Source organism: Deinococcus sp. NW-56, from assembly GCF_002953415.1.
Taxonomy (GTDB): domain Bacteria; phylum Deinococcota; class Deinococci; order Deinococcales; family Deinococcaceae; genus Deinococcus.
The window spans coordinates 1,813,113-1,830,908 of the sequence record NZ_CP026516.1 but is presented as its reverse complement, the minus strand read 5'-3'; the positions used below and the strand labels follow the sequence as shown (position 1 = coordinate 1,830,908).

At 71.4% G+C, this 17,796-nt stretch carries 22 protein-coding genes; 18 read left to right on the top strand and 4 right to left on the bottom strand.

The genetic code is table 11. The annotated features are described in order from the left end of the window. Positions 1-101: 101 nt before the first annotated feature. Complete coding sequence (locus C3K08_RS09165; protein WP_104991033.1) at positions 102-722, bottom strand: LysM peptidoglycan-binding domain-containing C40 family peptidase; 621 nt, start codon at positions 720-722, stop codon at positions 102-104. A 353-nt stretch (positions 723-1,075) separates the two neighbouring features. Between C3K08_RS09165 and C3K08_RS09160 the strand changes: the two genes are divergently transcribed. The 9 genes from C3K08_RS09160 (at position 1,076) to C3K08_RS09120 (ending at position 8,735) form a co-directional block, all read left to right on the top strand. Continuing rightward, positions 1,076-1,468, top strand: coding sequence for a hypothetical protein (locus tag C3K08_RS09160; protein WP_104991032.1), 393 nt, complete (start codon positions 1,076-1,078; stop codon positions 1,466-1,468). Positions 1,469-1,505: 37 nt separating this feature from the next. Then, positions 1,506-1,763, top strand: a complete 258-nt coding sequence (locus C3K08_RS09155) for a DUF1844 domain-containing protein (protein WP_104991031.1) — start codon at positions 1,506-1,508, stop codon at positions 1,761-1,763. Between the two features lies 1 nt (position 1,764). After that, a complete protein-coding gene (gene dtd / locus C3K08_RS09150; protein ID WP_104991030.1) occupies positions 1,765-2,211 on the top strand; it encodes a D-aminoacyl-tRNA deacylase in 447 nt (148 codons plus the stop codon). Positions 2,212-2,254: 43 nt separating this feature from the next. Further along, positions 2,255-3,382 (top strand): peptidoglycan DD-metalloendopeptidase family protein, encoded by a 1,128-nt coding sequence (locus C3K08_RS09145; RefSeq protein ID WP_104991029.1) that lies wholly within the window; start codon positions 2,255-2,257, stop codon positions 3,380-3,382. A 23-nt stretch (positions 3,383-3,405) separates the two neighbouring features. After that, positions 3,406-3,819 carry a PaaI family thioesterase gene (locus C3K08_RS09140; protein WP_199776906.1) on the top strand — a complete coding sequence of 138 codons (414 nt, stop codon included), beginning with the start codon at positions 3,406-3,408 and terminating at the stop codon, positions 3,817-3,819. Positions 3,820-3,914: 95 nt separating this feature from the next. Beyond that, positions 3,915-4,556 (top strand): leucyl/phenylalanyl-tRNA--protein transferase, encoded by a 642-nt coding sequence (gene aat / locus C3K08_RS09135; protein WP_104991028.1) that lies wholly within the window; start codon positions 3,915-3,917, stop codon positions 4,554-4,556. Between the two features lie 43 nt (positions 4,557-4,599). After that, positions 4,600-6,228, top strand: a complete 1,629-nt coding sequence (serA, locus tag C3K08_RS09130; RefSeq protein ID WP_104991027.1) for a phosphoglycerate dehydrogenase — start codon at positions 4,600-4,602, stop codon at positions 6,226-6,228. An 81-nt stretch (positions 6,229-6,309) separates the two neighbouring features. Continuing rightward, on the top strand, positions 6,310-7,368 hold the full coding sequence (locus C3K08_RS09125; protein ID WP_104991026.1) for a WD40 repeat domain-containing protein: 1,059 nt from the start codon (positions 6,310-6,312) through the stop codon (positions 7,366-7,368). A gap of 188 nt (positions 7,369-7,556) precedes the next feature. After that, positions 7,557-8,735 (top strand): aminotransferase class V-fold PLP-dependent enzyme, encoded by a 1,179-nt coding sequence (locus C3K08_RS09120; protein ID WP_104991025.1) that lies wholly within the window; start codon positions 7,557-7,559, stop codon positions 8,733-8,735. Positions 8,736-8,791: 56 nt separating this feature from the next. Here C3K08_RS09120 and C3K08_RS09115 read toward each other — a convergent pair whose 3' ends face one another. Further along, the gene (locus tag C3K08_RS09115; protein ID WP_104991024.1) at positions 8,792-9,427 is read right to left on the bottom strand and encodes a CBS and ACT domain-containing protein; all 636 of its coding nucleotides are present in this window, start codon (positions 9,425-9,427) and stop codon (positions 8,792-8,794) included. A gap of 127 nt (positions 9,428-9,554) precedes the next feature. Here C3K08_RS09115 and C3K08_RS09110 point away from each other — a divergent pair, with 127 nt between their 5' ends. The 3 genes from C3K08_RS09110 (at position 9,555) to C3K08_RS09100 (ending at position 11,128) form a co-directional block, all read left to right on the top strand. Then, positions 9,555-10,052 (top strand): OmpH family outer membrane protein, encoded by a 498-nt coding sequence (locus C3K08_RS09110; protein ID WP_104991023.1) that lies wholly within the window; start codon positions 9,555-9,557, stop codon positions 10,050-10,052. 118 nt (positions 10,053-10,170) lie between these two features. After that, the gene (locus C3K08_RS09105) at positions 10,171-10,647 is read left to right on the top strand and encodes an OmpH family outer membrane protein (RefSeq protein ID WP_104991022.1); all 477 of its coding nucleotides are present in this window, start codon (positions 10,171-10,173) and stop codon (positions 10,645-10,647) included. A 67-nt stretch (positions 10,648-10,714) separates the two neighbouring features. Next, positions 10,715-11,128 carry a carboxymuconolactone decarboxylase family protein gene (locus C3K08_RS09100; protein WP_104991021.1) on the top strand — a complete coding sequence of 138 codons (414 nt, stop codon included), beginning with the start codon at positions 10,715-10,717 and terminating at the stop codon, positions 11,126-11,128. On the opposite strand, the gene C3K08_RS09095 is transcribed toward C3K08_RS09100, so the two are convergent. Beyond that, positions 11,125-11,817 (bottom strand): hypothetical protein, encoded by a 693-nt coding sequence (locus C3K08_RS09095; protein WP_104991020.1) that lies wholly within the window; start codon positions 11,815-11,817, stop codon positions 11,125-11,127. The two genes, C3K08_RS09100 and C3K08_RS09095, sit on opposite strands and share 4 nt — an antisense overlap. 245 nt (positions 11,818-12,062) lie before the next feature. Between C3K08_RS09095 and C3K08_RS09090 the strand changes: the two genes are divergently transcribed. The 3 genes from C3K08_RS09090 to C3K08_RS09080 all read left to right on the top strand — a co-directional run bounded on the left by C3K08_RS09090 (position 12,063) and on the right by C3K08_RS09080 (position 14,314). Next, entirely contained in the window at positions 12,063-12,824 is a 762-nt protein-coding gene (locus C3K08_RS09090; protein ID WP_104991019.1) for an electron transfer flavoprotein subunit beta/FixA family protein, read from the top strand. Positions 12,825-12,893: 69 nt separating this feature from the next. Beyond that, on the top strand, positions 12,894-13,844 hold the full coding sequence (locus C3K08_RS09085; RefSeq protein WP_104991018.1) for an electron transfer flavoprotein subunit alpha/FixB family protein: 951 nt from the start codon (positions 12,894-12,896) through the stop codon (positions 13,842-13,844). Positions 13,845-13,918: 74 nt separating this feature from the next. Then, complete coding sequence (locus C3K08_RS09080; protein WP_234009036.1) at positions 13,919-14,314, top strand: phospholipase A2; 396 nt, start codon at positions 13,919-13,921, stop codon at positions 14,312-14,314. A 48-nt stretch (positions 14,315-14,362) separates the two neighbouring features. Here C3K08_RS09080 and C3K08_RS09075 read toward each other — a convergent pair whose 3' ends face one another. Beyond that, the gene (locus tag C3K08_RS09075; protein WP_104991016.1) at positions 14,363-15,118 is read right to left on the bottom strand and encodes a YkgJ family cysteine cluster protein; all 756 of its coding nucleotides are present in this window, start codon (positions 15,116-15,118) and stop codon (positions 14,363-14,365) included. A gap of 34 nt (positions 15,119-15,152) precedes the next feature. Here C3K08_RS09075 and C3K08_RS09070 point away from each other — a divergent pair, with 34 nt between their 5' ends. From C3K08_RS09070 to upp, 3 genes are all read left to right on the top strand, one after another. Continuing rightward, complete coding sequence (locus tag C3K08_RS09070) at positions 15,153-16,199, top strand: HD-GYP domain-containing protein (RefSeq protein WP_199776905.1); 1,047 nt, start codon at positions 15,153-15,155, stop codon at positions 16,197-16,199. A 64-nt stretch (positions 16,200-16,263) separates the two neighbouring features. After that, positions 16,264-17,106: a phosphotransferase family protein gene (locus tag C3K08_RS09065; RefSeq protein WP_234009035.1), complete on the top strand. Its 843-nt coding sequence runs from the start codon at positions 16,264-16,266 to the stop codon at positions 17,104-17,106. A gap of 38 nt (positions 17,107-17,144) precedes the next feature. Further along, on the top strand, positions 17,145-17,768 hold the full coding sequence (gene upp / locus C3K08_RS09060; RefSeq protein ID WP_104991015.1) for a uracil phosphoribosyltransferase: 624 nt from the start codon (positions 17,145-17,147) through the stop codon (positions 17,766-17,768). The last annotated feature ends 28 nt before the right edge of the window (positions 17,769-17,796 follow it).

Genomic DNA, 17,796 nt, shown 5'->3' with positions numbered 1-17,796 from the left:
TGGGGCCTTTTCGCTGCCTGCTGGGCGCGGACAGCCCCCAAAACGCAGCGCCCCCACCACGCGGGCGGGGGCACTCGGTTGATGAAAGGGATGGGGGAGGGTCAGCTCAGGACGCGGCGGGCGCCGACGTAGCGCTGCGCCCAGTAGGGGTTGCCGAACAGCGGCTCGATCACGGTGCGGCCCTGGTAGCTGTTGGCGTTCGCCATCAGGCCGTCGCCGATATAGATGCCGACGTGGCTGGCGACCCGGCCGGTGGTGTTGAAGAACACGAGGTCGCCGGGCATCAGGTTGCGGCTGCTCACCGCGTAGCCCGTGCGCCACTGCGCGGCCGCCGTGCGCGGCAGGGTGATGCCGAGCTGCCTGAACACCAGCGAGGTGTAGCCCGAGCAGTCGATGCCCCGGCCTCCCGTGCCCCCCAGCGCGTAGCGAATGCCCAGGAAGCGTGAGGCGGTGGCCCGCACGAACGCGCCGCCACGGGGGGCCGCCGGGGCTGCCGTGCGGGCGGTGGTCGCGGGCACGGCCACATTGCCCAGGTTCAGCTTCTGCCCGATCTCGATGGTGGTAGACCGCAGGCCGTTCAGGCGCATGATCTGCGCGGGTTCCATTCGGTACACGCTGGCGATCTTGGAGAGCGTGTCTCCCGCCTTGACGGTGTAGGTGGCGGCGAGGGCGGGCGCGCTGCCCAGGGCGGCGGCAATCAGGAGGGTTCGGAGCGCTTTCATCGACCGGGTGAGTTTACCCGGCCTTTATTCTTTTTTCCTTAATCCTCGGGGGAAACCGGGTTTTTTATGCGCCTATGCGGCCTCTATACGATCATCTTTTCGATGAAATGAGGGAAAACGTCCGATCAGATTCAAACTTCTCAGATTCTGACTCATTTCTTTAGATGGGGAGGTTTTGGCGGTGTGGACGGCGCTTTCGGGGACTCCTGGTCGGAGTACAAATCTCATCTTTCTCACGGGCACAATCGTCCCCGCTTTGGCGTGAGTCGCTTCTCATGGGGTCAGCCTCGGGGGTCGGGGGAGCCTATACTTCAGCTCACAGCAGGCCGGAGGCCGCTCCGGCTGGAGGACCGATGAAGGAACTGATGACGACCGAACAGCTCTTGCAAGGTCTCAAGCACTACCGCCGCATCGCCCGGCAGGACATGCTGCGGGCACCGGAAACGCCGCACCCAGACGCCTTCTTGCAGCACGCCGAGAGCCGCCGGGCGCTGTACGTCGAACTCGGGCAGTACGCCGAGATGCACGCCAGCGACGAGGTGGTCGAGTACGCACTTTCCCTCTACCGCGCCCTGCCTTTCGTGACGGGCACGCCCGAGCACGAGCACGCCGAGATCAAGGGCCGCGAGAACGCGCTGGAGAACTTCTTCCTGCTCGTCGGCCTCGACCCCAAGACCCGGCGCGAGGCCCGCAGCCACCGCCCCAAGCTGGGCGCGGCCCCGGCGGGCACCCCGGCGCAGGGCTGATCTCCGGAGAGGGAGGCCCTCTCTGTAGACTGCCCCCATGCCCAACCCCGAATTCGTCGGACTCGTGAGCACCCTTCAGGCCACCGCCGAAGCGGCGCTCGGCGACCTCAACGCCGCGACCGCCAGCGCCGCCCGCGACGGCCTCTTGACCGAGGACCGTGCCCGCCAGACCGCCGAGCGCTCCCTCCGGCTGCTCACCATGCTGGCCGAGAAGACGCGCGGCAACCTCGACTTCACGGAGGCCGAGCTGCTCACGGACGCGATCGGCAGCCTGCGGGCACGGCTGGGCAACTAGCGTGCGGGCCGTCTTGCAGCGCGTGACCCGCGCGACCTGCACGGTCGACGGCCGGGTCACGGGTGAAACGGGTCCCGGCCTCCTCGTGCTGCTGGGCGTCGCGCCGGAGGACACCCCGGAAACCGCACAGGCCCTCGCCGCCAAGATCGCCCGGATGCGCCTGTTCGCAGATGAAGCTGGGAAGATGAACCGCAGCGTGCTGGACATCGGCGGCGGGGTCCTCAGCGTCAGCCAGTTCACCCTCTTTGCCGATACGCGGCGGGGCAACCGGCCGGGGTTCTCGGGGGCCGCGCCGCCCGAGCAGGCCCGTGCGCTGTACGCCGAGTTTGGCGCGGCGCTGCGGGCCTGCGGGTTGCCGGTGGGGGAGGGGGTCTTCGGGGCACACATGACCCTCGACCTGACCAACGACGGCCCGGTGACGCTGGTGCTGGACACGGCTCAGCCTTGAGGGTTCATCCGGTCCCCCGCCCCCGGCGGCTATCCTGCCGGGCATGACCCGCCGCCGCGTTCCAGTTCGTCCGGCCTGGCCGCTCCTCTGTGCCGCCGCGCTCCTGCTGGGAACGGCGGGAGCGGCGCACACCGTCGTGAAAGGCGACACGCTGTATTCCATCGCCCGCAAGTACGGCACGACCGTCGCGGAGTTGCAGCGCCTGAACGCGCTGACGGGCACCACCATCGAGATCGGGCAGACCCTGCGCCTGCCCGGCGAGCCGCCGCTGCCCCCCCAGGCCCCGGCGACTCCACCGACCACGACGCCCCCTGCCGCCACGCCCCCGGCCCCGGCCGCGCCGCCCCTGACCCGCGTGACCCGGCTGGAGGGCGTCTCGGTGATGGCCCCGGCGAGCGTGCGGATGGGCGACGCCTTCGTGCTGCGGCTCAGCGGGGCGCGGGCAGGCGAGGTCACGGTGCGCTTTCCCAGCGAGGTGGGCGAGAACGTGCGGCTGCCCGCCGAGCGCCTGACCCCGGTCGGGGCGGCGGGCGAGTACGTGGTGCCGGGGCGGGTGGTGCTGGGCAAGACCACCCCGGTGACCTACGAGGTCGCGCTGGACGGCAAGGCCCTGCGCGGCAGCGTCCCGGTGACAGGTCTGAACCAGACCGTGCAGTACCTCAATCTGCCCCGCGCCATCAGCCGCAAGCTCGAGGACCCCGGCCGCAAGGCGGAGGACGCCGCCGTCGAGCAGGCCTACGCCCGCCGCACCCCGCAGGTGTGGACCCGGCCCTTTGCCCCCGCCGTGGCCGTGAAGGCCCAGAGCAGCGCCTTCGGGCAGCCGCGCACCTACGTGGCGGGCGGCCCGGTGCAGTACCACTACGGCACCGACTACCCCGCACCCGTGGGCACGCCCGTCCTGGCGGTCAACGACGGCACGGTCGTGATCGCCGGGATGTACCCGGTGCGCGGCGGCCTCGTCGTGATCGACCACGGGGCGGGCCTGACCAGCCTGTACTTCCACCAGAGCCGGGTCACCGCCAAGGTCGGCCAGAAGGTCACGCGCGGCCAGAAGATCGGGGAGGTCGGCTCCACGGGCCTGAGCGCCGGGCCGCACCTGCACCTGGAGATGCGGGTGCGCGGCGAGGGCACCAACCCGGCGGGGTGGATGAACCGGCTGTGGCCCCGCTAGCGCTGGGCTGCTACCTTCCCCCCATGCTGCCCACGCTCGACCACCTCAACGCCTTTGGTGAGGGCCACCTGCCCGGCCTGATGGGCATTCGCTTCACGCACGCCGAACGCGGGCTGCTGCGCTCCGAGCTGACGGTACGGCCCGAACTGCTGGCGCCCAACGGCTTCCTGCACGCGGCATCGGTGATTGCGCTGGCCGACACGACCTGCGGCTACGGCACCCGGATGCTGCTGCCGGAGGGGGCCAGCAACTTCACCACCATCGAACTCAAGAGCAATCATCTCTCGACCGCCCGCGAGGGCGTTGTGACCTGCGAGGCCCGCGCCGTCCACGCCGGGCGCACCACCCAGGTCTGGGACGCCGAGGTGAGGGGGCCAGAGGGCCGGGTCATGGCACTGTTCCGCTGCACCCAGGCGGTGCTGTACCCCAAGGGGTGAGTAGGGAGGAGGAAGTGGGAAGTGGAGCCCCGGTCTCAGCTCCCGCCGCGCTTCTTTCACTTCCCACTCCCCGCTGACCACTCACCCTTCCTCCCATGCCCCACGCCTCCCACTTCCTCCAGCACCCGGACCCCCTGACCCGAGAGGTCGCGCGGGGGTACGCGTCGGGCGCCTTCCTGATGGACAACGGCGAGGGGGTCCAGTGGTACGCGGTGGAAACGCGGGCGCTGGTGCCGCTGACGGGGGCGGAGGGGCTGCATGTCGCGCGGCGGCTGCGGCGGGAACTGGGGCGCTTCGAGGTGCGGGTGGACACGGCCTTCGCGCAGGTCGTGGAGGGCTGCCGGGGCCGCCTGCCGGGGTCCCCCGAGCGCGACGGCGAGTGGATCAGCCCGCCGCTGGCCGAGCTGTACGCGCACCTGCACCGGACCGGACTGGCCCACTCCTTCGAGGTCTGGCGGGAGGGCGAACTCGCGGGCGGGGTATTGGGGCTCGCGCTGGGCGGGGCCTTTATCGCGGAGAGCAAATTTCACCGCGTCCGGGACGCGAGCAAGGTCGCCCTGGTGCGGCTGGCCGGGCACCTGCACGCGCGGGGCTTCACCCTGCTGGACGCGCAGATTCAGAACCCCCACATCGCCCGGCTGGGGGTCTACGAGGTGGGGGAGGGCGAGTACGCCCGGCGGCTGCACTCGGCACTGGCGCTGGACGTGGACCTGCACGGCCCGCCGATCACGCCCTAGCCAGCCCCCGCCTTCCGGCGGAAGTGGCCGCTTACGCTGGGGCATGACGCTGCCGTTCCCTGCCCGGCCGGACCCGTTCCCCGCCGCTCCATTGCGGGTGTTGATCTGCGACGAGATGAACCCCGGCCCCCTGGAGCACGAGGGCTTCGAGATCGACTATGAGGGCAACCTGCCGCGCGAGGAGACGCTGCGCCGCTTGCCGGACTACGACGCGCTGATCACCCGCAGCCGCACCCGCGTGGACCGCGAACTGCTGGAGGCGGCGGGGCCGAGACTCCGGGTGATCGGGCGCGGGGGCGTGGGGGTGGACAACATCGACCTCGACGCCTGCTCGCGCCGGGGCATCCTGGTGCTCAACGCGCCCGAGAGCAACAACGTCTCGGCCGCCGAACTCGCCCTCGCGCACCTGCTCGCCGCCGCGCGGGGCCTGACGCGTTCGGACCGCCGGACGCGGGCGGGGCAGTGGGACCGGACGTTCCTGGGCACGGAATTGAAAGACAAGACGCTGGGCATCGTGGGCCTGGGCCGCATCGGGTCCATCGTGGCCGACCGGGCGCAGGGGCTGAGGCTGAATGTGGTCGCCCACGACCCCTACGTCCCGGAGAACAAGTTCGAGCGCCTCGGCGTGGAGCGGGCCGCCACGCTGGACGAGCTGCTCGACCGGGTGGACTTCCTGACCGTCCATACCCCGCTGACCGAGGAAACGCGGGGAATGATCGGCGAGCGCGAACTCGCCCGGTTGAAACCCGGCGCGGTCGTCGTGAACGCGGCGCGGGGCGGCATCGTGGACGAGGGGGCGCTGGCGGCGGCCCTGCACCGGGGGCACCTGCTGGGCGCGGGGATAGACGTGTTCGTGGAGGAACCGCCCGCGCCGGGGCACGCCTTGCTGGACGCGCCCAACCTCAGTGTCACCGCGCACCTGGGCGCGAATACCGTGGAAGCCCAGGAGCGCGTCGGGGCCGAGATCGTGGGCCGGGTCCTCGCCGCCCTGCACGGGGACGTGAGCCGGGGGGCCGTGAACGCGCCCGCGCTGGACCCCCGCACCCTGGAGGCACTGGGCGGCTACCTCGACCTGGGCGAGAAGCTGGGGCGCATCCTGACCCAACTGCTGCCGGGTGCGCACGAACTGGAGGTGACCTTCCGGGGCGACTTTCCCGCCGACCCCGCGCCGGTCGTCACGGCGGCGCTGGTGGGCTACCTCTCGGGCAGCACCGACGAGGTGCCCAACCTGATCAACGCCCGCGCCCTGGCCCGCGAACGTGGCCTGACCCTGACCGTGCGCGAGGAGGCCCAGAGTCCCGACTACCAGACCGAGGTCATCCTGCGCGTGACCGCCCACGGCGAGGGGGGCCGCCCCCGCACCCGCACGGTGGGCGGCACCGTCTTCGGGCGCAGTCCCCGGCTGACCCGCTTGCGCGACTTCCGGGTGGAACTTGCCCCCGAGGGCTTCATCCTGATCGCCTCCAACCAGGACCGGCCCGGCGCGGTGGCCGCGCTCTCGGCCCTGCTGGGGGAGTGGGGCGTCAACATCGCGGGCATGGCGCTGGGCCGCGCCGAGCGGGGCGGGCAGGCCCTCTTTACCCTCACGCTGGATGACGGGCTGAGCGCCGAGCAGCTCGGGGCCATCCGGGCACTCGACATGATCGACTCGGCGTATCTGGTGCAGGTGTAGCAGGCTGGAGGTGGAGGGGGTTGGGCGTGGACGCCGAATCCCGCACACCTCCCGGCCCCGCCCCCGCGCTAGCCTGACCGCGTGAAGCTCAACCCATCCGCCCGGCCCGGCGGCGCTCCCCTCACGGCGCGGCGGGCGCGGCCCCTGCTGGCCCTTCTCGCGCTGGCGCCCGCCCATGCCCAGACGGCGGCGAGCGAGCGCCGGGTGCCGCCCGATCCCCTCGTGGTGGTGGGGGTCGCCCCCGCCGCGCTGCCCGTGACGCCGGGAGCGACTTCTGGCCTCGTCGCGGTGCGGGGCCGCTACAGCGCCCATGTCCGGCTGCTGGACGCCGCGACCGGCGAGGGCCGCCGCTCGGTGATGCTGCCGCCCGAGGCCCTGCTGGACGTGCCCCCGGCCCTCAGCCACGACGGGCGCTGGATCGCCGTGGCGCTGACGCCCGATCCCCTCACCCGCGCCGGGCGGGTCGGGGTGCTCAGCACCTACCCGGCGGCGTCTGCGGCCCCCACCTTTCAGAAGCTGCTCGTCGCGGGCGGCCTGACGGGGACAACCCAACTCGCCTTCAGCCCCGACGGAACCCGGCTGGCGGCGGGCAACCGCAACGGCTACGCGCAACTGTGGGACTGGGCGGCGGTCCGGCGCGTGACCACCGTGACGAGCCAGAGCGGGGGCGAGCCGACCGCGCTGCCCTTCAGTCCCGACAGCCGCCTCTTCGCGCCCCTCTTCCGGGGGCAGACGAAAACGCGCCTCTTCGAGAGCGGCACGGGGGCACTCCGCACCACCCTGAACGGGGTGGGCTACGGCACCTTCACCCCCGACAGCATGGGGATGCTGGCCTCGCGCGGGCGCCTGATTCGCCTCGCGGACGGCAAGGAGCTGCCCGCGCCCGCCTACCTCGCGGGGACCAGCGGCGTGGTCGGCTTCAGCGCGGACGGCAGCCGGGTCCTGGTGCGCCGCGCGGGGGTGGACGTGCAGGGCCGCGAGTGGCTGGAGCTGCGCGAGGTCGCCACGGGGCGCACCCTGGGGGCGATCACCCGCGTCTGGGACGGCTGGCCCGAGGCCCTCAGTCCCGACGGCACCACCCTGATCGGCGGCGACGGGGAAGGCGGGGTGCGGCTGCTGCCGCTGGCGCCGCCGAGGTAGCGGACGGGATTCGGGCTGCTCTTTTCAGTGGCCCTGACCGTCGTGCTGGTCTGCGGGGTGGTCTTTCTGGACTGGGGGCTGCTGTGGTCCCCTTGAGGGCAGTGTCATGCAGGAGCTCCGGCTGCCGGGTCGCCGCTTGAGCTAAGGAGGCCGCGCACCGAAGCTGTCTTCCGAACTAGCATGCCCCCATGCCCGACGCCCCCTCCCGGCCCCCCCACCTGCCCCTCAACCGCCAGCGCCTGATCGCCCCCGGCCCGGTGGAGGTCGAGCCGCGCGTGCTGCTGGAACTCGCCCGCCCGCAGCCGCACCACCGCTCGCCGGAGGGGATCGCGGCCTTGGCAGAAGCGCGGGCCAAGCTCACGGCCCTGCTGGGCGACCCCTACGACGCGGTGATCACCACCAGCAGCGGCACCGGGGCCTTCGAGGGAGCCTTGATCAGCCTGACCCCGGAGGGCGCGAAGGTCGTCAACGCGCAGGCGGGCAAGTTCAGCGAACGCTGGGGCGAGATGGCGCAGAGGCTCGGCTACGACACCACCCTCGTCTCCAAGACCTGGGGCGACCTGCTGGACCCGGAGGAGGTGGCCGAGGCCAGTGCGGACGCCCACACCCTCCTCGTCACCCACAGTGAAACGAGCACCGGGGCGCTGCACGACCTCGCGGCGATCACGCGGGCGGCCAAGGCGAAGAATCCCGACCTGATTGTGATTGCCGACTGCATCACCTCCTACGGGGTGGCCGAGCTTAGGCCCGCCGAGTGGGGGGTGGACGCCATCGTCAGCGGCAGCCAGAAGGGGACCGCGACCCCGCCCGGCCTGGGCTTCGTGCTGTTCAGCCCCGAGGTGCAGGATCGGATGGTGGGGGCCACCGGGCGCGGCTTCTACCTCGACCTGACCCGCGAGCTGCGCGGGCAGAAGGGGGGCAACACCCCCCAGACGCCCGCCATCAACCTGATCTCCGCGCTGTCGCTGGCCCTCGACCGGTTGCTCGCCGTGCCGCGTGAGGTGCTGTGGGCCGAGAAACGGCGGCAGGCCGACGCGCTGATCGCGGCTGGGGAAGCGCTGGGTGCCCCGGCCTGGGCGGCCCGCACCTCGCCCGCCGTCGCGGTGCTGCGGCCGCCCGCGCCCCTCACCGGCCGTCAGGTGGCCGCCCGCCTCGCCGAGATGGGCCAGCGGGCACTCCCCGGTCAGGCTCCGCACGAGGACACAGTCTTCCGCGTCTCGACCCTGGGCTACGCCGACCGCTACGACGCGCTGGGCGTCGCGGGCATCTTGGAGGACTGCTTCGCCAGCCTGGGTGTCCCCTTCGGGCGCGGCGCGGCGGTGTCGGCGGCGTGGCGGGCACTGGCTGAGCGGGAGGGAGGACATTGAAAAACCCCTCTCCAGAGGGGAGAGGGGCCTGGCGAAGCCAGGGGGTGAGGGGTCCCTCAGTCCAGCACGTCGATTCCCGCCGACCGCACCCGCGCCGTCACGTCCCGCGCTCCGTCGCCCGTCACGCGCATCACGAAGCGGCGGTGGGGCTCGCCCCCTTCCGCGCTGTGGCCGTAGGTCGCCACGCTGATGATGTTGCTGGGCTGTGCGGCCTGAGCGGCACGCACGAGGCTGCCGGGGGTGTCGGGCATGTCCAGCGTCAGGCGTGTGCCGCCCTCCTTCATGCCCATGATGTCCACGAAGGCCCGCAGCACGTCGGTGATCGTGATGATGCCCGTGACCCGGCCCCCCGCGTCCACGACGGGCAGGCCGCCGACCCCGTGCTCCTGCATCCGCAGGGCGGCGTCTTCCATGTACTCGTCTTCCTGCGCGGTGATGACGGGCCGGGCCATCATCTCCGAGACGGTCAGCTTGCTCAGCAGGTAGTTCAGTTCCCAGACGCTCAGGGTGGTCGCCTTGCTGGGCATCGCGTCCTTGAGGTCCTTGCGGGTGGTGATGCCGATCAGGCGGCCCCCCTCCATCACCGGGAGGCGGCGGAAGCCCCGTTCCTTGAGAATCCGCAGGGCGTCCATCACAGGCGTATCGGGCGTGACCGTGATGGGGTCACGCGTCATCCAGTCGCGGACAAGCATGACCCAGCTTACCTTTCCTGGCGCCGGATGGAAGCCCCTGTCAAGCTGACGCAGCGCTGATTGCCCATGTGAGGCGGATGCACAGAACTTCATGCCGCTCAGAAAGGGCCGTGCTAGCGTGCGCCCCATGAAGATTAACGCCAAGGCGCTCGCTCCCGTGGCCCTCGTGGCCGCGTTCGGCCTGGGTTCCCTCGCCCCTCACGCCCAGACCACGCCCCAGAAGGTCGGCTTCGTGGACGTTCAAACCATCATGAACGCCCAGCCGGTCGGCAAGGAGCTGACCGAACTGCGCAAGAAGGCCGAAACCGAACTCAGCGGCCTGGAAAAGCAGATTCGTGACATCGACGCCAAGGGCGCTCAGGCCTCGGCCGCCGAAAAGGACAAGCGCACGCAGCTCGTGGGCACCCTTCAGGCCCGCGCCAAGGCCTACGACACCCAGATTCAGGGCATGCAGGCCCGCGTGACGGCCGCCGAAAAAGCCGCCGACACGGCGATCAGCACCGTCGCCAAGCAAAACGGCTACTCCATCGTGATGGACCGCCGCGTGGCGGCCACCAGCGGCCTCGTGGTCTTCGCCGAGAACGGCACCGACCTCACCGACGCCGCCGTCAAGGCCCTGAAGTAAGCGAGGCTCCCTGCCCGCGCAGGCTGACGGCCCCCGCACCGGCGGGGGTCTCGCCTTGAAGCTGCCCCCCCGTCCCAAGCCCGCCTCCCGAAAGCCCCCCCCACAAAAGGAAGTGCCCATGCGTTACGCCCTTCTCCTCCTTCCGCTGGCCCTGCTCAGCACCGTGCCGCACGCCCAGAAGTCCCGCTCGCGTGTCGGCTTCGTGAACGTGCAGCAGGCCGTCGCCGCGATGCCCAACTCCTCGGGCTACCTCAGCCTGCAAAAGCGGGTGGACGCCGACCTGAAGGCCAAGCAGACCAACCTGCAAAAGCTCGCCGCCCAGGCCCAGAAGACCCGCAAGGCCGCCGACGTGCAGGCCTACCAGAAGGCGCAGCAGGGCCTCGCCTCGGCCCAGAAGAGCCACAGCACCCGGCTGGCAAAAGAGTTCAAGCCGCTCCAGACCCGCCTGAACTCGGTCGTGGCGTCGGTCGCGCGGGGCAGCGGCTTCACGGTGGTCCTCGACCGCCGCGTGGCCGCGCAGTCGGGTGTCGTCGTGTACGCCAACACCCAGGCCACCGACCTGACCTCGGCGGTCGTCAAGGCGCTCAAGAAGTAAACGCCAGTTCGTGGGGCGGCCCTTTCCTGTGGGGAGGGGCCGCCCCGGCGCTGTTAGCCTGCTCGCCATGTCCGACCCTGCCGACCAGCCCAGCGCCCGCGCCCAGATTTTCGGGGCACAGGAGGAACGCATCCTCGCGCGGCTCGCCCGCCTTGACCCTGACCTGATGGCGTATATCCGCGACTTCGCCTATGACACGGTCTACGAGCGCCCCGGCCTTGACCTGAGGACGAAGGAGCTGATCGCCTGTGCGCTGCTGGCCTCGCTGGGCAGCCCCCCGGAGCTGAAGACGCACCTGCGGGGGGCGCTGCGGGCGGGCGCCACCGAGGCCGAGGTCCGCGAGGCGCTGCTGTTCTGCGTGCCGTACCTGGGATTCCCGCGTGTGGTGGCGGCCTTCACCCAGTTAGAAGCGCTGCTGGAGCGGCCACAGCAAGACCCCCCGTCCGCCGGGGACGAGGGGCCGCAGGGAAGTGGGGGTTAGAAGCCGGTCTTGATGCCGATGCGGGCCTTGAAGACGGTGCCGGGCTGGCGGTAGACGCCCTGGGCCGCGCCCGCGTCGGTGTCCGCACCGCTCGACTGCCGCACGTTGACCGCACCACCGAAGAACTGGTCGACGCCGAGGTCACCCACGAGGCTCAGGCCGCCGCTGAGCGGGTAGCTGAGCATCAGGCCCGCGCCGATGCCGAAGTTGCTGCTGGAGTAGGTCGTGCTCTCGCCCTCGTAGTTGATGGCTCCCTGGAACAGACCGTAGCGTCCGCCTGCATAGACCAGGCTGTTCAGACCCGGCGCGACCTGCCCGAGCGCGTAGGTGCCGTCGAGGCTGAACACGGTCGCGCTGCCCGTCTCGGTGGCGTCGAAAATGTCCTTGAACTCTCCCAGGGTGATCGCGTCACCTTCACCCAACGTGACGAGGGCCGCGTTGTCGTCGAGCCGGTCCGAGCGCGTGAACGCCACGCCCGCCTTCACACCGAAGGGGCCAGCCACGTTCGGCGCGTGCAGGAACACCTCGCCGCTCAGGCCGCCCGCGTAGCCACCGGTCAGGCCGAGTTCGACGCCGCTCAGGCCCGTGCTGATGGGCGTGGCAGGAATCGCGTTCACAGTGGTTGTGGTGGTCTGGGCGCCCGCCGTAGCAAGGGCGGCGGCAGCGGTCAGGGCAAGAAGCTGTTTCATATCCTCCGCAGCCTCGGGGACCAAGATGAGTCCCGCCCCTCATGAGTTTGACGGCGGCTTTATGAATAGGAGATGGGCGGGGGGCATTTGGCAGGATTCCGCGCCTCCAAGCCAGCCTGCTAAACTTGCACCGAGTCCAAGAAGCAGGCAGGCCCTTCCGGGTCCACCTGCCCTGGACAGCAAACGGCAAACTGTAGCGGCAAGGGGGAGGGCCAATCGCCACCCCGCTTTATTCTGGAGGCCAAATGAAGATCCTGACCCTGGTAAGACAAGTGCCCGACGCGGAGGCCCGCGTGAAGATCAGCGGGGGCCACGTCGATCTGGAGGGGGCGACCCTGGTGATCGACGGCATGGATGAGTACGGTGTGGAAGAGGCCCTGCGTCTGCGCGAGGGCGGCGCCGCCGTCGAGGAGATCGTGGCGCTGGCGGTTGGCCCGAAGCGGGTCGAGGACGCCCTGCGGACCGCCCTGGCGATGGGCGTCGACCGGGCCATCCACGTCGAGACCGACGAGAAGCTCGACCCCATCGCCCTGAGCCGCGTCGTGACCCAAGTCGCGCAGGCGGAAGGTGCGGGCCTGATCCTCGTCGGCGGGCAGGAGGCCGACTGGGACAGCCAGGCGCTGGGCGCCGCGACCGCCGAGCGCCTGGGCTGGCCGCAGCTCACCTGGACGAACGAGCTGAAGGTCGAGGGCGACACCCTCACCGGCCGCCACGACGTGGACGACGGCAACGAGAGCTTCCGCGCCTCCCTGCCCGCCGTGGTGACCACCCAGCAGGGCCTCAACGAGCCGCGCTACCCGACGCTGCCCAACATCATGAAGGCCAAGAAGAAGGAACTGCGCAAGGATACGCTGGACACTTACGGCACGGCGCCGACCGTGCGCGTGGTGGGCAGCGAGATCCAGACCCGCGCCCGATTGAACAAGATGATCGACGGCAAGGACCCGCAGGCGGCTGCCGAACAGCTCCTCGAACTCCTGCGCAACGAAGCGAAAGTCCTTGCTTAACGCTCCGGGGACGGCCCCTGCGCTTTTCTGGGAACCCCACATGTCTCTCCAACACTGGAAGGTGCTCGCATGATCCTGATCGTCGCTGAACACTCGGGCGGCCAGCTCGCCAAGGCCACCCTCGAAATGGTCACCGCCGCCCGTGAGTCGGGCCGCGAAGGCCCCATCACCCTGCTCGTCCTGGGTCACGGCACCGCCGACGTAGCCAACGCCGCCGCTGCCGTCGCCGATCAGGTGCTCGTGGCGGACCTGCCCGCACTGGCGCAGTACAACGCCGAGCTGTGGGCCGCTGCGACCGCCCAGATCGCCCAGGAGGGCGAGGCGCACACCGTCATCATCGGCGGCAGCCGCTCGGGCCGCGAGTTCGCGCCGCGCGTGGCCGTGAAACTCGACGCTCCCTACCTCGAGGACGCGATCGCGCTGCGGGCGAACGGCGCGGCCCTGCAAGCGCAGCGCTACACCTACCTCGCCCGGGTCACCGAGACGGTGGAGGCCGAGGCGCCCGTCATCGTGGTGACGGTCAAGCCCGGCTCCTTCGCGCCCGCCCAGGCGGCGGCGGCCGCAGGCGAGCAGTACGACGTGGAACTCGACCTCCCGGCTCTCCGCGTGGAGGTCACGGGCAAGAGCGTGGAGAAGTCCAGCCGCGTGGCCCTGACCGAAGCCGACGTGATCGTGACGGGCGGGCGCGGGGTGGGCAGCCCCGAGAACTTCTCGGCGTACGTCGAGGGCCTCGCCGACCGCATCGGGGCGGGCGTGGGCGCGACCCGCGCGGTCGTGGACGCGGGCTGGCGGCCCTATGCCGAGCAGGTGGGCCAGACGGGCAAGACCGTGCAGCCCAAGGCCTACGTCGCGCTGGGCGTGAGCGGCGCGGTGCAGCACCTCTCGGGCATGGGCAAGAGCAAGTACATCGTGGCGATCAACAAGGACGCCGAGGCGCCCATCTTCAAGGTCGCCGACTACGGCATCGTGGGCGACGTGAACCAGATCGTGCCCGCCCTGATCGAGGCGGCCCGCAAGTAAGCGCTGTGCGCCGCGCCGGACTGGTGCTAGTGGCCGGAGTGCTGGGGTCGTGTGCCCCGGCACTCTTTCCGCCTGTGCCTGACGGGGAGGAGGACCCGGTGGCGGTCGTCAAGCGGCTGGGGTGGGGCACGCCGGAAGCCTTCGCGGCGGCGCGGCCCCGCCTTCAACCGCTGTGGCCCGGCCTCGACTGGCAGAACAACGGGTGCAGCACCCCGCGGGGCCTCGGCCTGGGCTACCGCGACGACTTCGCCCCGGCGTGCGTGGTGCACGACTTCGCGTACCACAACCTGCGGGTGCTGGAACCGACCGCCGCCAACCGCCGCGCCAGCGACGAGGCCTTTTACGCCAATCTGCGGGCGATCTGTGCCCGCAAGGCCCTGGCGGCCCGGCCCGCATGCTTCTCGGCGGCGGAGGCGTACTACCGGGCGGTGCGGCTGCGGGGACACACGCGGTTCGCACCCGGCACCTGAGCGGCTCGCGATTCTTGACTCCAGCCCCGGCTGGAGTTTTTTTGTGGGTTACCCGATCTCCAGCACCACTGCATGCGCCAGCCCGGCCCGCCGCGCGGCCTGCCACGCCCCCCGGGCGTCGCCCCGCGCGACCCGGTCCATGAAGTCCCCCCGCCGGGCCAGGGTGGTCAGCGTCCAGAAGTCGCCCCAGACCTCCAGGCCCCACTCCTGGCGCATGGCGCGGGCGGCGGCGGCCCAGATCGGCTCGGAGAGGTGTTCCAGGGGCGCCACGTAATGCAGTTCGCCGTCGGTGCCGGGGGTGCGGGCGACCTCGCGGGCGTAGTCGGCCTTCTCGCGGCGGGTCAGGGTCTCCCAGGTTCCGGCAGCGCAGTAGCGGGCGGGCAGCGCACTGAAAGTGTCGCGGCAGCGGGTGGGGCGGGCGGCGTACTGGCTGCACCCCCCCGTCTGGCGGTCGAGCAGCGGGCAAAACCCCACCTCGCGGCGGTGGCGCTCCACGTAGGTTTCCTCGTCGGGAGCGGTGCGGGCGTTGTGCAGGACCTGGCGGGCGTGCGCCTCCACACGGGCCGCCGTTTCCTCATCGAGCGCGGTCGCGGTAACGAGCGCCTCGGCCAGACTTACCCGGATGGGCATGTTGCAGCACGCGAAGCACCCGGCCCCGCAGTAGACGTGTCCGCCGCGCTCCCGGTAGCGGGTCAGCCAACCCTCTGCCTGCCGCGCGTAGCGGGCGTAGCCACGTTCGACGGCCGCCGTGACCCGGCTAAAACGGGCTGGGGGGGGCGGGGTCCGGGTGGGGGGGCGCGTCACCGGGGCAGGGTAGCGCGGGTATACTCCGCACAACGTGTTCAGGCGCCCCCGTCCGCCGCAGCCTCCCTCCGGGTCCGAGGCTGCTCCTGTCACGCCCTCCCCGGCCCTCGGCAGCGCCCCCGCCGACGCGACCGCCCTGCTCGCGAGCCTGCTCGCACGGCCGAGTGCGGCGAGTGTGCTGGAAGGGGCACTGGCCCACGCCGCGACGCTGCTGGGCGGTGAGGTGAGGGGCTACGCGGTGCTGGGCCGTGGGGCCGCCCCCGTCGCGGCTGCCCACGGCTACCCCCGCACCCTGGTGGGCACCACGCTGGAAGGGCCGTGGGTGACGGCGGGTGGCCGTCCCCAGCTCCTCCAGGACCGCGACCTCTACGCGGCCAACCCCCCGGAGGCCCTGGCCCGGCTGGAGGCGGCAGGAGCGCGGCAGGCGCCGCTGACCTTCGTGGTGCCGCTGACCGATCACGGGCGGACGCTGGGGGCGCTGGTGCTGGACTGTCCGGCGGGCACGTCCCTCAGTCCGGCCGCGCAGTCGGCAGTCACTTCCTGGGCAGGGGCGGTCGCCCCGCTCGTCGCCGTGATGGAAAGCCGCCGCGAGTGGCGGCAGACGGCCCGCCAGATTGCCTCGGCCGTGGTCGAGGCCGTGGAAAGCCTGGAGTTCGACGCGCTGGGGCATGGGCAAACGGTCGCGCAGACGGCGGCGCGGCTGGGGGAGGCGGCGGGCCTGTCGCCCCGTGAGCGCGAGGAGCTGTGGTACGCCGCGCTGCTGCACGACCTCGGCAAGATTCACGGCGAGCCGGGGCACGCGCAGGTCGGGGCCAACTTCCTGCACAGCGTTCCGCACCTCGCGGAGGCGCAGCGGGCCATCCGGCACCACCACGAGCGCTGGGACGGGTCGGGCGAGCCGGACGGACTGGCGGGCGAGGACATTCCGCTGTATGCCCGCATCCTCGCGGTGGCGAACGCCTCGGCCCACGCGGACGGGAATCTGGCCGCCGTGCAGGCGCAGGCGGGCAAGGCTCTCGACCCACAGCTCGTGGAGCTGCTCGCCGGGTTGCCCCCCGTCCCGGCGGGCGCGGAGGCCTGAACGTCCCCGGTCACGCGGGGCCACGGTCCCGCCCGGCCCGGCGCGGCCCCGCTATGATGCCCGCGTGACCCTGGGCGGCCTGCCATCCCACCGTTTCCCCGTGCTGGAAGCCCGCTTCGGTCCCCTGACCCCGATGGACGCGGGGATGCAGAGCCGGGTGTACGCGGCGGCGGGCGGCGACGTGGTCGTCAAGGTGTACCGCACCCAGCGCGGCGAGCATCGCCTGGAGGCCGGAAACATGCGCCGCGCCGACCTGGGGGCCTGGGTGGTGGACGCGGTCGAGGCCGACGGGGTTGAGGCCCTGATCCTGCGCCGCTTTCCGGGGCGTCCCCTCACCGCCGCCGACGTTCCCGCCGCGCTGCCGAGGTTGCGCGAGATTCTGCGGGCGCTGCACCAGGAGCGGGCGGGGCAGGTGGACCTGCGCCGGGTGCGCGAGCGGCTGCGGCGCTTCCGCTCGGCGCTGGCAGCCTATCCCCTCGACGACCTCTTCGACGCGGTCGAGGAACCGCTGGAGCGTGGGCTGCTGGACCAGCCCGCCTCGTTCTGCCACCTCGACCTGTGGCACGACAACATCCTGATCACGCCGCCCGTTCCGGCGGACGGGGCTAGCCGTGAAGTCCTTGTCATCGACTGGACGAAGGCAGGCTGGGACGACCCCCTGCGCGACCTCGCCCTGCTCAAGACGGGCACCCTCGACCTCCTGCCGCCGGGAGAGAGCCTGAACGCGGCGCTGACCCTCCTGCCCGACCACGCCCCCGCCACCCTGACCCGGCTGCGGGCGTACCTCGCGCACACCTACCTGCACGACCTGTACTGGTTCCTGATGAACGAACCCTACGAGTTCGACCGCCAGCGGCCGGTCAAGGAGCGGCTGGCGCGGCATGTGCTGGCGCGGTTGCCGGGATAGGTCTGGGGCAGCTACCGCCGGGCGGGTATCGTGGGGCCATGCTCACGGCCGTCACCCATCCCCTCATCCAGCACAAACTCTCCCTGATGCGCGACGTGCACACCGGCGTCAAGGAGTTCCGCGAACTCGCCGCCGAGGTGTCCATGCTGCTCGCCTACGAGGCGATGCGCGACCTGGAGATGACGCCCACCCGCCTCCAGACCCCCATCGAGGAAGGCGAGTTCCCGATGCTCAGCGGGAAGAAGCTCGCCCTCGTCGCCATCCTGCGGGCCGGACTGGTCATGACGGACGCGATCGTGAACCTCGTGCCCGCCGCCAAGGTGGGGCATATCGGGATGTACCGCGACCCTGGAACGCTGCAACCCGTCGCCTACTACAACAAGCTCCCCGCCGACATCGCCGAGCGCCGTGTCTTCCTGACTGACCCCATGCTCGCCACGGGCGGCAGTGCGAGCGCGGCGATCACGGCGCTCAAGGCGGCGGGCGCCCAGAGCATCAAGCTGATGTGCATCCTCGCGGCCCCCGAGGGCGTCGCCGTTATCGAGCGCGATCACCCCGACGTGGAGATCGTGGTCGCTGCCGTGGACGAGCGCCTCAACGACCACGGCTACATCGTGCCGGGGCTGGGCGACGCGGGCGACCGCATTTACGGGACGAAGTAGGGGAGACGCGGGAGGAGGGCAGGCTGCA

What these genes read in the sequence shown, in the direction of transcription:
- C3K08_RS09165 (WP_104991033.1), bottom strand. Translation starts at nt 722, where the DNA reads ATGAAAGCGCTCCGAACCCTCCTGATTGCCGCCGCCCTGGGCAGCGCG.
- C3K08_RS09160 (WP_104991032.1), top strand. Translation starts at nt 1,076, where the DNA reads ATGAAGGAACTGATGACGACCGAACAGCTCTTGCAAGGTCTCAAGCAC.
- C3K08_RS09155 (WP_104991031.1), top strand. Translation starts at nt 1,506, where the DNA reads ATGCCCAACCCCGAATTCGTCGGACTCGTGAGCACCCTTCAGGCCACC.
- C3K08_RS09145 (WP_104991029.1), top strand. Translation starts at nt 2,255, where the DNA reads ATGACCCGCCGCCGCGTTCCAGTTCGTCCGGCCTGGCCGCTCCTCTGT.
- C3K08_RS09140 (WP_199776906.1), top strand. Translation starts at nt 3,406, where the DNA reads ATGCTGCCCACGCTCGACCACCTCAACGCCTTTGGTGAGGGCCACCTG.
- aat (WP_104991028.1), top strand. Translation starts at nt 3,915, where the DNA reads ATGCCCCACGCCTCCCACTTCCTCCAGCACCCGGACCCCCTGACCCGA.
- serA (WP_104991027.1), top strand. Translation starts at nt 4,600, where the DNA reads ATGACGCTGCCGTTCCCTGCCCGGCCGGACCCGTTCCCCGCCGCTCCA.
- C3K08_RS09120 (WP_104991025.1), top strand. Translation starts at nt 7,557, where the DNA reads ATGCCCGACGCCCCCTCCCGGCCCCCCCACCTGCCCCTCAACCGCCAG.
- C3K08_RS09115 (WP_104991024.1), bottom strand. Translation starts at nt 9,427, where the DNA reads ATGCTTGTCCGCGACTGGATGACGCGTGACCCCATCACGGTCACGCCC.
- C3K08_RS09110 (WP_104991023.1), top strand. Translation starts at nt 9,555, where the DNA reads ATGAAGATTAACGCCAAGGCGCTCGCTCCCGTGGCCCTCGTGGCCGCG.
- C3K08_RS09105 (WP_104991022.1), top strand. Translation starts at nt 10,171, where the DNA reads ATGCGTTACGCCCTTCTCCTCCTTCCGCTGGCCCTGCTCAGCACCGTG.
- C3K08_RS09100 (WP_104991021.1), top strand. Translation starts at nt 10,715, where the DNA reads ATGTCCGACCCTGCCGACCAGCCCAGCGCCCGCGCCCAGATTTTCGGG.
- C3K08_RS09095 (WP_104991020.1), bottom strand. Translation starts at nt 11,817, where the DNA reads ATGAAACAGCTTCTTGCCCTGACCGCTGCCGCCGCCCTTGCTACGGCG.
- C3K08_RS09090 (WP_104991019.1), top strand. Translation starts at nt 12,063, where the DNA reads ATGAAGATCCTGACCCTGGTAAGACAAGTGCCCGACGCGGAGGCCCGC.
- C3K08_RS09085 (WP_104991018.1), top strand. Translation starts at nt 12,894, where the DNA reads ATGATCCTGATCGTCGCTGAACACTCGGGCGGCCAGCTCGCCAAGGCC.
- upp (WP_104991015.1), top strand. Translation starts at nt 17,145, where the DNA reads ATGCTCACGGCCGTCACCCATCCCCTCATCCAGCACAAACTCTCCCTG.